This is a genomic window from Methylotuvimicrobium sp., from assembly GCF_050611805.1.
GTDB lineage: Bacteria > Pseudomonadota > Gammaproteobacteria > Methylococcales > Methylomonadaceae > Methylotuvimicrobium.
The window spans coordinates 46,819-60,544 of record NZ_JBNGHF010000030.1; the positions used below are offsets into that span (position 1 = coordinate 46,819).

General features: G+C 46.6%; 11 protein-coding genes. 3 read left to right on the forward strand and 8 right to left on the reverse strand.

Features of this window, described 5'->3' with window-relative positions:
- Nucleotides 1-37: 37 nt before the first annotated feature.
- From haoB to ACRJJO_RS14725, 7 genes are all read right to left on the reverse strand, one after another.
- Entirely contained in the window at nucleotides 38-1,036 is a 999-nt protein-coding gene (gene haoB, locus ACRJJO_RS14695; protein ID WP_431066432.1) for a hydroxylamine oxidation protein HaoB, read from the reverse strand.
- A complete protein-coding gene (locus ACRJJO_RS14700; RefSeq protein WP_431066433.1) occupies nucleotides 1,033-2,688 on the reverse strand; it encodes a multiheme c-type cytochrome in 1,656 nt (551 codons plus the stop codon). Before ACRJJO_RS14700 ends, haoB begins: the two co-directional genes overlap by 4 nt.
- A gap of 276 nt (nucleotides 2,689-2,964) precedes the next feature.
- Nucleotides 2,965-5,046, reverse strand: coding sequence for a diguanylate cyclase (locus ACRJJO_RS14705; protein ID WP_431066434.1), 2,082 nt, complete (start codon nucleotides 5,044-5,046; stop codon nucleotides 2,965-2,967).
- 2 nt (nucleotides 5,047-5,048) lie between these two features.
- Nucleotides 5,049-5,498: a response regulator gene (locus ACRJJO_RS14710; RefSeq protein WP_125220047.1), complete on the reverse strand. Its 450-nt coding sequence runs from the start codon at nucleotides 5,496-5,498 to the stop codon at nucleotides 5,049-5,051.
- Nucleotides 5,499-5,550: 52 nt separating this feature from the next.
- Complete coding sequence (locus ACRJJO_RS14715; RefSeq protein WP_431066435.1) at nucleotides 5,551-7,074, reverse strand: fumarate hydratase; 1,524 nt, start codon at nucleotides 7,072-7,074, stop codon at nucleotides 5,551-5,553.
- 355 nt (nucleotides 7,075-7,429) lie between these two features.
- Nucleotides 7,430-9,202: a hypothetical protein gene (locus tag ACRJJO_RS14720; RefSeq protein ID WP_431066436.1), complete on the reverse strand. Its 1,773-nt coding sequence runs from the start codon at nucleotides 9,200-9,202 to the stop codon at nucleotides 7,430-7,432.
- Nucleotides 9,203-9,260: 58 nt separating this feature from the next.
- Nucleotides 9,261-10,397 (reverse strand): methyltransferase, encoded by a 1,137-nt coding sequence (locus ACRJJO_RS14725; protein ID WP_431066437.1) that lies wholly within the window; start codon nucleotides 10,395-10,397, stop codon nucleotides 9,261-9,263.
- Nucleotides 10,398-10,567: 170 nt separating this feature from the next.
- Between ACRJJO_RS14725 and ACRJJO_RS14730 the strand changes: the two genes are divergently transcribed.
- The 3 genes from ACRJJO_RS14730 (at nucleotide 10,568) to mtgA (ending at nucleotide 12,876) form a co-directional block, all read left to right on the forward strand.
- Entirely contained in the window at nucleotides 10,568-11,218 is a 651-nt protein-coding gene (locus ACRJJO_RS14730; RefSeq protein WP_431066438.1) for a 2OG-Fe(II) oxygenase, read from the forward strand.
- A gap of 250 nt (nucleotides 11,219-11,468) precedes the next feature.
- Nucleotides 11,469-12,068 (forward strand): c-type cytochrome, encoded by a 600-nt coding sequence (locus ACRJJO_RS14735; protein WP_431066439.1) that lies wholly within the window; start codon nucleotides 11,469-11,471, stop codon nucleotides 12,066-12,068.
- A 79-nt stretch (nucleotides 12,069-12,147) separates the two neighbouring features.
- Nucleotides 12,148-12,876: a monofunctional biosynthetic peptidoglycan transglycosylase gene (gene mtgA / locus ACRJJO_RS14740; protein WP_431066440.1), complete on the forward strand. Its 729-nt coding sequence runs from the start codon at nucleotides 12,148-12,150 to the stop codon at nucleotides 12,874-12,876.
- A 78-nt stretch (nucleotides 12,877-12,954) separates the two neighbouring features.
- On the opposite strand, the gene ACRJJO_RS14745 is transcribed toward mtgA, so the two are convergent.
- Complete coding sequence (locus tag ACRJJO_RS14745; RefSeq protein WP_431066441.1) at nucleotides 12,955-13,383, reverse strand: DUF1353 domain-containing protein; 429 nt, start codon at nucleotides 13,381-13,383, stop codon at nucleotides 12,955-12,957.
- Nucleotides 13,384-13,726 lie beyond the last annotated feature (343 nt).

The following is a 13,726-nucleotide window of genomic DNA, read 5'->3' on the forward strand; positions in this document are numbered from 1 at the left end:
CCCCGACGCCGATTTTTGATCTAAGGGTATAAATTAATTAGGGCTCGACTTTATAAACGGATAAATAACCGCCCCACCCGCTTTGATAAACCAAACTAACCCCTTCAGGCAGTTTTTTCAGCGAATCAATAAACGGCAGCAGACGAACCAAAAGCGTATCCTTGCTATTGCCTTCCGTCGCTGTAACCCATGTCCGGTAATAACGACCTTCTTTATGAGCCAGATAGTTGCCTTCCCCGGTCTCGTGCGCCCAACGCTTAACCTGTGCGATATCGCCATGAAGGTTAGTTCCGGCCGGAATATTCTTAACTTTTAAGTCTAAATCCGAACCGCCGTAAGCCTTAATTTCAGACAATTGCAATAGCATATCGCTATTAACCAATAAGTAGATAGGGCGCGAATTGCCAAAATACTCGACAATTTCGCTTAAGGCCTTGTCGGCATCCATCGTCAGCCAACGCGCCATATAGTGTAATCGATCTCTTTCCTTTTCTGACGCATCAATCAAGTCTGAACGAAAAGCTCCCCAAACCGAGCTAGAGAAAGTTTCCTCGCCTGGCTTTTGTAGCCAAGCTTCTCGTCCGCTTAAATATTGAATCCGTTGACCGTCGTCCCACCAACTCAAAAACAGCGCCTCTTCAGGCGCATGTTTCGAAATGGCTTCAGTGGCTGATTGCCAAATTTCGTTTCGTAATCCCGTTTGACTGGATGAAATCACCCTGTCTTGCGATTCCTTCGGAAAAAGTACGGCGCTCGCCCTTGCTCCCGAAGCATTTCGATACTGAACGACAGCTAAGCTGAAAGCATCTTTATCGTCATAACGAAAGGAATAAAGACGCGCGGAATCGGCCGGAAAAAATCCCGGCAAATCGGCCGGCTGTAAGGATGAAGAATTGACATTCAATCGTTCGTCGACTTGACCGGCGCCGGACGGTGCCGGGCCGCTCAATTCATGAAAAAGTATCGCACCGCCTCCCAACAGCGATGCGATACCGACCAACAATAGAAGCGCTTTTCCGTAGCGTCCTTTTATCACTTCTGTCCTTGATCCGATTCTGGTTTTGCAGGCTTTAGCATCAAGTAAGCAATACCTAAACCGAATGCAATCAACAACAATGCACTAAGGAGCAAGCTGTTATCATTGCCCGAAGAAGATTGTTGAGCCGAAGCGGAAACCTTTTTCAATTTACCGCCGGATTTCATCGCGGCCATTTCGCGCAAACGCGTGTCTTCATCCATGATCTCGGTGTAACCACGCATCAGGTTCGACCAACCCTCAGTGTAAGTAAAACCGCCGGGATTAGCATGGAAGATGCCTTTATAGTGCTTGATGACATCATGTTCCCACATATCGGCATAAACTCTTTCAACATGGCTCGGATTATTACCTTTAGCCCAGAACAATTGGAAGAATCCGCCGGCCGCATCTTTTTCAGGTGCAGGAGGCGCCGGACGATTGCTGTTTTGGCCGACTAACAAACCATCGTCATAGAGTTTGTTAATGACTTTTTTGGCTTCCTGCTCGACCGCCAACCCTTGAATCGTGCCTTTATCGGCCGCATCGAGGTATGCTTTGGCAAAACTGGCCGAGTGACACAGACTACAAGTCTCTACCCATGACTCTTTACGCTCTTCGAACCAAGGATGGTCCAGGTTGTCGGCGATGGCCGGAGTCGGGTTGAACGCCCAACGCACCTTCCGTACCAGATTGTGCGAATATTCGCCCTTGTATTCGAAATGGCACAACTGACAGGTCGGCGCGGTATAGCCGCCTTTCGCGATCGCGTCTTTCAATGGCACTTCGAAATTCCAGTTGGCTTTACCCAAAGTTTGATACTGCGTACCGTGCTTCGAGGTCATGAAATTTTCGAACTCATTATGATCGACGCCGTTGTGACAAGTCGCACAGGCTTCGGGTTGTCTCGCTTCGGCGACTGAAAAGGTGTGCCGAGTATGACAGCCGTCGCATTTGTTTTGCTGATAATGGCACATGTCGCAGCCTTGCGCGACTTCACGTTCGGGCATCGCCGCCCAAATCGTGTTTTCGACGTTGGCTTCCCAATCGACCGCATGCGAAGGATGGCCTTTGCTCCATTGCTTTTGCGGCCATTCTTGATCTTTTTCTGACTCGGCTTCAGCAAACTCGCTCAAATGGCAAGTACCGCAAGCAACCCGGTCCGGCATGACCAGATTTTCGGCATGATTGATGGTCTCTTTGCCGACACCGCCATGGCAATCGATACAACCGACTTGGTCGAGCTGCTGACCTTTTTCGAGCAATCCCAGCTTTGTCAAATTGGCTTCGACTTCGGCTAGTTTTTTCTTTTTATAGGCGCGCACGTCGCTATCCGGCAAGTTGCGGATCTTCTTCAAATCGCCATGAACACTGTTTTTCCAAGCATGGAATGCGCCGGGAGAGGTGCTTTGGTGACAGCCGATACAGGTATCGCGGCCAACTTCGCCCTGAACGGTTTTAGGTGGTGTATAGAAATCTTTGGGATTCCAATATTTTTGAATGGGAATCGGCTCCCAATATTTACCGTGGGATCCTTTCCCCGGATGCGATTCGTAATAATCTTTTTTAAGTTGTTCGAAATCGGGTTGTGCGGCGAAGGCAAAATTACCCACTCCAAACCCGATTAGACTGAACAACAACGCGATCAGTAAACTGAGCGATTTGTTTTTCATGGCGTTCCCCTCCCAGAGGTTGATTTGATTTTTTTAGTTTGACTGCGTTACTCCTTTTTGATCGAAAAACCGTCTAAAAATAAAAGGGAGTAATAAACTTAGTCTTGGCTTCGAAGCACTCTCTTGCCCGATTCTTCCACCGATTTGGATAGCTCAATAATAAATTCACACAGCCGATAGAATCATATAGTTTCGTATCGAAACTTAATTTTAACAAGAACCGACCTTTTTCCCTAATTTTTATCAATACCAGCCAGTCGGCAAGAATGCAGCGATTTAAGAACCATTATAAAATTCCACACGATTTCGTCCATTTTTCTTAGCTCGATACAAAGCTTGATCGGCGCGAATCAAGACAGAGTCGGCTTGAATATCTTTTGACATCAATTCGGAAATACCAATGCTGACAGTGGTAACGATCGATTGCCCATCGGTTAACAAAGGCGTTTGTGCGAGTTCTTGTCGTAAGCGCTCCGCAAATATTCCGGCATCGGAAAGGCTTGTTTCCGGAAGAAATATTCCAAACTCCTCCCCGCCGAGCCGGCCGACAGTATCGATTTTGCGCAGCTCTTTACGTAAAATTGAGGAAAAATGCTTCAGCACCTGGTCGCCAACGGCATGACCATATCGGTCGTTGATTTTTTTGAAATTATCCAAATCCAACATCAAAACCGCGACTTGATGAGAGTTATTACGCTCCGAACGGTTGATTTCCTCACCCAATCGTTCCATGAAATGTCTTCTGTTAGGCAGTCCTGTCAAGGGATCGGTAGTCGCCAATTGTATTAGTTCGGCTTCCAATCTTTTACGCTCACTGATGTCCTGTTTAATTCCGACGAAGTGCGTAATCTTACCCTTATCATCCGTGACCGGAGCAATTGTGAGTTCTTCATCATACAAATCGCCGTTCTTACGTTTGTTGATCAATTCTCCGCACCACGTTTTACCGGAACGAATGGTTTGCCACATATCATCGTAAAACAAAGAATCCTGCTTTCCGGATTTAACAAGATCTTTCGGAGCCTTGCCGAGCGCCTCCTCAAGAGTATAGCCGGTCAGTTTTCCGAAGGCCGGATTGGCCCATTCGATGCGAGCACTGGTGTCGGTGATCACAATACCATGACCGACTGCTTCGAGCGCCGCAATTAACAAACGGTCGCGAGCCTCGGCTTGCTTTCGCTCGGTAATATCCTCATGCGCTACGACGATATATTCGCTATTATCATTAAAGGATGTAACCCTGGCATTGAACCAACGCTCTTCGTGTTCTGAATGACATGGGTATTCCATCTCAAAAATATCTACACCACCCTTCATGACCGAACGAATACCTGCGGCCATTTGTGCTGCTTGCTCCGAACTTTCATCCGTTGTGCAATCACAAACCGCTAAATAGTTACTGTCGATAACCGATATGCAATTACTCGAAGCACCCGCATTATTTTGGTAAAACTCTCGCCATGCTCGATTGACCGCCACAATTGCACCGGATTTATCCAATACGCAGATATGGGCCGATAACGCATCAATGGTAGAAACCGCAAACTGTTTGGATTGTTGCAGCTGCTGATCCATATTTTTCCGGTTAGTGATATCGGACAATGTACCGATCATTCGTTGAGGAAGCCCCCCATCGGTCCAACTGACGACTACGCCGCGATCCATGAACCATCGCCACTTCCCGTTCTTACACATCAAACGATGCTCACAACCATAACTATCGACTCTGCCGTCGAGATGAGCTTGAATATTGGCCATCGCAACCGGCAAGTCCAATGGATAAACACGTTTCTCCCATTCGTTGACATTATTGCCAATCTCATCTTCGGAAAAGCCGAGAAGCGCTTTCCATCGCGGAGAATAGAAGACCTCATTGGTCAATAAATTCCAATCCCAAACACCATCGCCAGCGCCCTCCAAAGCAAATCGCCAACGCTCTTCCGCTTCATGTAACCGTTGTTCGAGTTTTGAACGATGTAAAGCATACCGGATGGCTCGAATCAAGGCATCCCCATCGAAACGCCCCTTGATTAAATAATCCTGAACGCCGGACTCTAATATATCGAGTGCAAAACCTGTATCGTCATGCCCGGTTAAAACAATCAACGGTAGAGAGAAATGAGTGGACGAACGTATCGCTTTTACTGTTTCAAGCCCTTTAGAATCCGGTAACGATAAATCCAACAACAATATATCGTGTTCATTTTTCTGTAACTGCGCTAAGCCTTCGGATAAAGAAACGACCCATGTCAATTCGAAACCGACATCCGTAGACAACTTCAAATAACGACTTACCAGGTGCGCATCACTGGGATCGTCTTCAATTAATAACACTCGATAAGACAACTTGGCATACATGATCAACTCTTTTTGGGCAATCGAGTCAAAGTAAACCAATAATTATCAAGTTGCCGAATCGCATCGATAAATTGCGCCATATCGACCGGCTTGGTGATGTAACTAGCCGCTCCGAGTTTATACGAGGCCACGACGTCGCGCTCAACATCGGAAGTTGTCAACACCACGACGGGAATAGCCGAAAATTGCTCGTCTGTCTTAATAACGCTTAAAAACTCACGACCGTTCATGCGCGGCATGTTTAAATCCAATAAAATCAGATCCGGTTGGGGAGCATTTTTATAAGCATCGCCTTCGCGCCTCAAAAAACCCAAAGCATCACGACCGTCCAATACATGATGCAAATGACAATACACTTTATTTTCTTTGAGAGCCGACTTCACTAAATGAGCATCGGCCGGCTCATCTTCGACCAGCAAAATATCGAAGGGTTGGCTATTTTCAATTAACATGTTGAATATTTTCGTGTGTTTGGTGGACAAAATGCTTTTTATAGGATGAAAATCATTTCGAAACCACCGGAATTTTGCCTATCTTAGCTTGCCATTGTTTTGGACCGCTCTTATGAATAGACTCGCCGTCGACATCGACCGCGACCGTGACCGGCATGTCTTCGATCACGAATTCATGCACGGCTTCCATGCCCAAATCTTCGAACGCAACGATTCGCGCTTTCCGTATCGCTTTCGAAACCAGATAAGCCGCACCACCGACCGCCATCAAATAAACCGCACGATGTTTTTTGATCGCTTCAATTGCAACTGGGCCGCGTTCGGCCTTGCCGATCATTCCGATCAAACCGGTTTGCGCGAGCATCGCCTCGGTAAATTTATCCATGCGCGTCGCAGTCGTCGGACCTGCAGGTCCGACGACCTCATCGCGGACCGGATCGACCGGGCCTACGTAATAGATGAATTTGTTCGTAAAATCAACGCCCTCAGGCAAATCCTCGCCACGCTCCAGCATCTCAACGATCCGTTTATGGGCGGCGTCTCGGCCGGTGAGTAGCGTGCCGCTCAACAATAAAGTTTCGCCGGGCTTCCAAGTCGCTATTTCGTCTTTCGTCACGGTGTCGAGATTGACCCGTTTGGCGCTACTCCCACCTTCCCAGGCAATTTTCGGCCAATCCTCCAAACGCGGCACTGGCAGTTCGGCCGGCCCGGAACCGTCGAGTTCGAAATGGATATGGCGCGTTGCGGCGCAGTTCGGAATCATCGCAACCGGTTTATTGGCAGCATGCGTCGGATAATCCTTGATCTTAATATCCAAGACCGTGGTCAGCCCGCCCATGCCTTGTGCACCGATACCGAGTGCATTGACCTTTTCGTACAACTCCAAGCGCAATTCCTCAAGCGCATTGACCGGTCCACGCGCGATCAACTCGTGAATATCGACCGATTCCATGCAAGCCTGCTTCGCGAGCAGCATTGCTTTTTCGGCGGTACCGCCGATACCAATGCCTAATATCCCCGGAGGACACCATCCCGCTCCCATCGTCGGTACGGTTTGCATAACCCAATCGACAACGCTGTCGGACGGATTCAACATCGCAAACTTGGATTTAGCTTCGGAACCGCCGCCCTTGGCCGCGATTTCGACTTCGATTTTATTTCCGGGAACGACCTCCATGTATACGACCGCCGGCGTATTGTCTCGCGTATTGATGCGTTTGCCGGCCGGATCGGACAAAATCGATGCACGAAGTAAGTTGTCGGGATGCATGAACGCGCGCCGAACGCCTTCGTTGACCATATCGGTCACACTTTTCCGAGCATCCCATTGCACGTTCATACCGATTTTCAGAAATACCACGACGATGCCGGTATCCTGGCAAATCGGTCGGTGTCCTTCGGCACACATTCTGGAATTAATCAAAATTTGTGCGATTGCATCCTTGGCAGCCAAACTTTGTTCATTTTGATAGGCTCGATACATCGCCTCAATAAAATCACCTGGATGATAATAAGAAATGTATTGCAGCGATTCGAATATGCTTTGGATAAAATCTTCTTGGCGAATCAATGTCATGCACAATTACCTGAAATATTGGTTATTATACCCATCGTAGATCAAAATTCGGCACCGGGGCGCGTCAAAGGACGCCGTGAACCCAGCACCTAAATTATCTAAGACTATTAACCATGGCTAATGGCCTATGAAATTTAGGTGCTGGGTGAATACGTCCAGGTAGGCTCTATGCCAGCTCCATGCTGATCCCTCACCTAACGCTAGGTAAGGGGCCGAACACCCTGGTGCCTCCTTAGGCACTGCCGAAATTTGAATTGCGAAAGGTATAGTTTGGACGCAGCTTTCTTTGTTGCTGTATTTAATATTTTCGCAACGTTTTTAGATTAATTTACACTTATCGACTTGCCATCAATCGTCACCGCAACCTCTCGATGAAGCTTTTATCGATCCGACAGCCGCCGATTTCAGGGTAATCGGTCAAGCTTTGCTCAAAGTCTCGAAAAGTCGGATGCTGAAAAGCAATCCGCGAAATTTTTCCGGATTGAATTTCAAATTCCATTGCACCGCCTTTCGGCCAAGGCGAACCGTCTTGCGTCGTAAACATCAATAAACCGATATGACCTAATGGCTTGCCTTGTTCAATGGCCGGCCGCGTACAACTTAGTTGATCGATATAAAGCCAAGAAAAAACCTGTTCGAATTGCTGATAACCGATTACTATCCCTTCTCCGGGCATATAGTCGATGCCGAGCAAACTCTCTAGGCCGAATTCGCCAAGATGATTCTGCAATAGTACCTTACCGCCTCCTTCTTTAGGAGTAGCGATCAACGGATAAATCTGTCTCGCCATTTCCGCCGGATTTTTGTTTTGAATCACCGCGGTTAATTGACGTCCGATCGATTGTACCGGTCCTAGCACGCTTTCTTTCTTTTGGCGGGCATCCTGAATGGCCTGCCAATCTTGTGCGCTATTGACGGACAAGCCCATCATCGCCATTGTTTGAAAATCCTCATCAATCAAACAGCCGGAAAAATTACGGCTTCGAAATTGTTGGAGCGTTGCCGGTCGAAGGTCATCGGCAGTAGCGCGAATTTTCGGAATATTGTAGTTCGACCAGTCCGGAGACTGAGCGAGATAATAATAAAGCACTGCATTTCGGTCGAATTTATTAAACCCCAAGCCTCGCAAGACTAGCTTTAATTTACGGCATTGGCTTTCAACTTCGCCGTATTTCCTCCAATCCGGCTGCAAATTCGGCTTCTCATCGATTGGAGATTTTTCCATTAATTGCCTGAGCTCGATATTGCCTTCACCCATTCGAATCGGCATGCTCAATAACTCCTGCAACGAAACATCCCTCGCACTGGGTATCCCTGCGGAAACTTGTTTGAGTAATAAAGAAGAGCGTATCTCAGGGTAAATTCTCAATTCGCCCAATTGTTTCGATCCACCTGCAAACGGATTACCGCCTTCGACGACTTCATAAACCGGCAGACGCGTCTCTCTAAATACCGTCTTATTGCCATCGCTCTGTATAGCGAGCGGCAAGGTATGAGTCTCGGTACTGACTTTTGCTTCGGACGGCGCCGATACCGCAGTTTGTCCGATCGGACTCTGCACCCATTCGTCGGCCAACTTGCCCATCACGGCAATACCGATACCGACCCCGGTCAAGGCCAAAAGATTTGTACTTTTATGAACATCACCGATAATTTTTGAAATGTCGGTATCGCTCTGATTACTGGTCATGAATTGGTAATCGATCGTAGTGTCCTTACTTAAATCCAGCCTCAGCCATGGCGTTAGCGCGGCTTTGCGCGTTTCGAGATTGAAGTTGCATTTTCCGCTGCTACCTTGATAAACGAGTGCCGTAACCTCCTGCTTATAATTTAGCGCTTCGTTTTTAACTTTAAAAACAACCCCCGCTGTCGAACTTCCTTTCTCATAGCCGGACCCTATTTCGCTGCAGCCCGTTTTGAGCGTACTATCGCCTTTTAACTCGAATTCGGAAAATAACTGAACGTAATAGTCGTCTCCATCAACGGCTTGATAACCGCCGAGAGGCTTTAAATCATTTGCTTGAGCAACCGGATAATCGACCGCAATCTGGCGGGAAGAAGCGCATCCTGTTAGGACAAGACCAACCGCTCCTGCGAGTTGCAACAGAAAAAAATTACGAAAACGCATGCTCATACCTTAAATAATAAAAAATGACATAAACGATCACTTTGTGTATTCGACTCGTTCATTCGACCATCGACTGCAAAATAACGAATTTACGATTAGCGGCAATAACCGAAACATTGCCGAACAATTTCTTCAACTCCAGATGATAACCCAAGTGACGATTACCGATGACCAGCAACTTCCCTCCTTGCTTTATGACCTCTCTAGCCTGCCGAAACATTTTAGCGGCGATCATATCGCCGACTGCATTCTGTTGATGAAAAGGAGGATTGCACAAAATCACATCGGCCGATTTAGCGGTAAAGTCGGACAAACAATCGCCGACACTAAAATTCGCTAACCTGCTCTCGCCGAAAGCCAGTTTAAAATTTTCCCGCGCCGACGCAATCGCCATGAACGACTCGTCTACGAAATGAACCACTGCATTCGGATTGCGTTCAGCTGCAAGCAAGCCAACGATACCATTACCGCAACCAAGATCGATGATAGTTTCGGCATTGGGAAAACAACCGATATGCTCGATAAAAAACCGAGTACCGATATCGAGACTGTCTCGAGAAAACACATTGGCATGATTAACGATCGTATAATTCGTCCCCTCTAACCGATAACTGACCGGATAAGGATTTACCGGCAACGAAATATTATCGTCCAGTTCGGAAAAAATTAGTCGCGATTTTTTCCATGCCCTCGCGGTGCTTGTTGGACCGACAATCGTTTCCAATAAACTCCAAACCGTAGCGCTGAGATTTTTGACCATCCCGATTGTGATAACTCGAGTAGCCGGGGTCATGAAAGACCGTAACGAAATCAATTGGTATTCGAGCAATGCCAATGTTTTCGGCGACTTAATCACAATTAAATCATAACTTTGCTCGGGCAACTCGAGACTTGTCATCAACCGAACGCCGTCTATCGACAAGGCATTCTCGGAAAAATTTATTAGTGTCGCTTGTTGGCTTAAATAGGAGTCGGATAATGCAGACGGCATGAAGCCATGTAAGGCGACCGTTAGAGCACCGAAACTGTCATTAACGATCAAGACGCGAGCGCCAATAGAAGGCAATTGAACTTCGGACAGATAATTCAGCAAATATTCGTCGGAAGCATCGTATGCCCTAAGTTGCTCACGCCGACGTAAGGGCAAGCGCCGCAAGTTAAATCGACCTTGCGGGACCGATAAGAGATCAGCCATAAGAAAACAAATATTTTAATGGGCGGTTCTGTGGCATCATTGATGAAGAAATCGGCAAGCCATAATCGGCGCGATATTATAGCCCAGAATTAAACCTTATCTTTAGTCTTGCTTTTTTTGCATTTCAAGGCTAAATTCGCGCGGCTTTTCATTTACTTGAGTAATATTACTTGCAACCCAGCTTATTACCTACCACGACACCGACTCATCCGAAGCCTATTTTCGACGAACTAGCCGATCAATTGATCGATAGAGGCTGGCATGTCATTGAAAATTACTTCGATACTACGTTAATAAAAAGCTTAGTTGCCGACCTTAAAGCCTACGATAACGATGGCGAACTAACTCCGGCCGGCATCGGCCGGGGCATCGGCTTCACGTTGGACGAAAATATCCGCGGCGATAAAACCCGGTGGCTTACACGAAGTACCGATGCGCAAAAGCGCTATTTAGACGAAATGGACATGCTTCGTCATGAAATCAACCGGCTACTCTTCATGGGCTTATTCGAATATGAAAGCCATTTTGCATGCTATGAACCGGGTGCTTATTATCTTAAGCATAGGGACAGTTTTCGAGGTGCGGCAGGGCGGATCTTAACGACAGTGGCTTACCTTAACGAAACTTGGCAAAACGAAGATGGCGGTTTTCTGGCCCTTTATAACCCGAAAAGTGAACAAGTCGCAGCACGAATCATGCCTTTGGCAGGAACACTGGTCGTCTTTCTCAGCGAAGATATACCGCACGAGGTCGAGCCGACACACCGTCAACGCTTGAGTATTGCCGGCTGGTTTAAATGCCATACCGGCGAAGTTATCTAAGGAGCGTGGTTTTTGTAGCTCTCGATAAAATATGCATTCCCGCGACGATAGTAAAGGCCATGAAAACAAAAATGCCGTCTTAACGACAAGGTCCTTTGTCAAGCAACTCAAAACCAAAATTAGGCTAAATGGGTATGTTTCCTTAGCACCGACTCAATAGCCTGTTATCAATTTCCGGCGTGTTTGGTAAGATACGTTCAGTAACTTACAAATTCGAAGCAATCTTCTCTTTATTAGGATCGAGACCACCATGAAAAAACCATCCTTAGCATTATTAGTCAGCGTACTGACAGCTTCAATTCCGCAAATGAATGTTCAAGCCGCGGATGTCGACGCCGGCCGAGCAGCTTTTGAAACCTGTCGAGGCTGCCACAGCATCCCCGCCTACAGTAATGCCTACCCGACTTATTATGTGCCGAAAATCGGCGGACAACGCGCAGACTATGTGGCTTCGGCATTGAAAGCTTATCGAGAAAAAAATCGCCCGCATGGCACCATGAAAGCCAATACCTACGACCTAAGCGATCAAACTATCGAAAATATCGCCGCTTATATTGAATCCGCGCCGGGCAAAGAAACCAAAAGCCCAGCCGGAGGCGATCCGGCTGCGGGCAAAAAACTCGCTCAATCTTGCCTAAGCTGCCATGCAGAAAGTAAAGATGCGCAAAGCAATGTACCGAGATTGGCCGGTCAATACGGCAATTATCTGGTCAAAGCCATGAAAGACTATCAATCCGGCAAAAGAAACAACCCTATCATGCAGTCAATGCTGCAAGGCTTATCGGGTGACGACTTGGAGAATATCTCGGCCTATTTTGCAAGCTTGAAAGGTTTAACCACTACCGATTAAATCGTAAGTATTCACAGTCTCCCTCATTCAAAAAGAGGGAGACTGAATATTTATTCCTAGGAAGGAAGTTGATACTTTTTTGAGATACTCCAAACGCAAGCCCAAGCGTTCTTTCCTAAATAAGCTTAAACGACTGGCGCTTTATCTAACTCTATTTTTTATAACAAGCTCTTTGTTATCGGTCGTTTTGCTACGTCATATACCAGTACCCGTATCGGTATTCATGCTATATCGCCACGCAGAATATTTTCAACAACATCGATCATTCAAAACAATCGATTATCGCTGGGTAAAGAACGAACACATCTCACGCTACGCCTTCTCGGCAGTCATTGCATCCGAAGACCAACGTTTTTTTAGTCACCACGGCTTCGATTTCAATGAAATGCAGAATGCTATCGATCAATACTTAAAAGGCGGAAAACTCCGGGGCGCCAGCACGATTAGCCAACAAGTCGCCAAAAACCTATTCCTGACGCCCTCCAAAAGCTTTTGGCGCAAAGGGTTCGAATTTTGGTTTACCGGACTGATTGAAATGCTTTGGCACAAAGACCGCATTCTAGAAGTGTATTTAAATATTGCGGAATTCGGCGATCATCTCTTCGGCATCGAATCGGCCAGTCAACGTTATTTCGGCATACCCGCCAGTCAATTGAGTCCTTCGCAAGCGGCACTATTAGCAGCGACGCTGCCCAATCCTCATTTATATAAGGCAGACAAACCTACGCCGTATTTACTCAAGCGCAAAGCCTGGATAATGAAGCAAATGAAAAATTTGAATTACCGGCATCGGCAACATTCATCCTAAATTCAGGCATTTCAACCATGAAGCTCATGAAATTAATTCGGAGTGGGCAAAGCGCATAACACTTTGCCCATCGCATTTTTATAATAAAGGCTTAGTCGGCGTTTTATTCGCCTTTCTATGTCCTCTCCATACCAACCATCCGCCCAACCATAACGCGAACCAGGAAATAAAATTAACAAACGAAAAACCGTTGATCTCCTGCCCCATCGATCTGAACAATTTATCCCAATCTTTTCGATTCTTATCTTGCCCATAAGGCTCGACAACTTTATTAGATGTGACTTGCCAAAGCTGTGCATACATATAGGCATAATCATGTACTAACCCGGGAATCAGCAACAAACCGGTCGGACTCAATAGCGCCCATAATGGTCTCGGAATCGAAGCGCCGTCGAATTCAAAGCCTTTAGGGATTAAAATCATGGAACCATCGGACAATTCGTAATACCAATTTTCGGTTAAAACCCATTTTCTGACTTCAAAAATCGAAGCTACAATTTTTTGCAATTTTGTGTTCTGATTTTTTGTCGGTATAGGCACTGGTTTAACGGCCGGCATTGAATCTAAAGAGATCGCTGGCAAAGCATCCAGGTGTATAAATATTTTAATGATATACAACAACAAATAGCCTGCCAGAAGCACAGTGGCAATCCAACCAATCCAGTAAATGAAATCAAGCATAAGTCCCCCTTCGAATTATTTTGTATTTATTGAGGCTGATAAGAGCCTACTTTCTAAGCACTAACAACCTGGCTTCCTATGGCTTGAAAAAACGGTAACGTTACAAGGATGAATGTAACTATTCAGTCCCCCGGCAATTATCGTTCCCACGCTCTGCGTGGGAACGCCT

Coding starts and splice junctions, on each gene's coding strand:
- ACRJJO_RS14700 (WP_431066433.1), bottom strand. CDS start 2,688: ATGAAAAACAAATCGCTCAGTTTACTGATCGCGTTGTTGTTCAGTCTA.
- ACRJJO_RS14705 (WP_431066434.1), bottom strand. CDS start 5,046: ATGTATGCCAAGTTGTCTTATCGAGTGTTATTAATTGAAGACGATCCC.
- ACRJJO_RS14710 (WP_125220047.1), bottom strand. CDS start 5,498: ATGTTAATTGAAAATAGCCAACCCTTCGATATTTTGCTGGTCGAAGAT.
- ACRJJO_RS14715 (WP_431066435.1), bottom strand. CDS start 7,074: ATGACATTGATTCGCCAAGAAGATTTTATCCAAAGCATATTCGAATCG.
- ACRJJO_RS14720 (WP_431066436.1), bottom strand. CDS start 9,202: ATGCGTTTTCGTAATTTTTTTCTGTTGCAACTCGCAGGAGCGGTTGGT.
- ACRJJO_RS14725 (WP_431066437.1), bottom strand. CDS start 10,397: ATGGCTGATCTCTTATCGGTCCCGCAAGGTCGATTTAACTTGCGGCGC.
- ACRJJO_RS14735 (WP_431066439.1), top strand. CDS start 11,469: ATGAAAAAACCATCCTTAGCATTATTAGTCAGCGTACTGACAGCTTCA.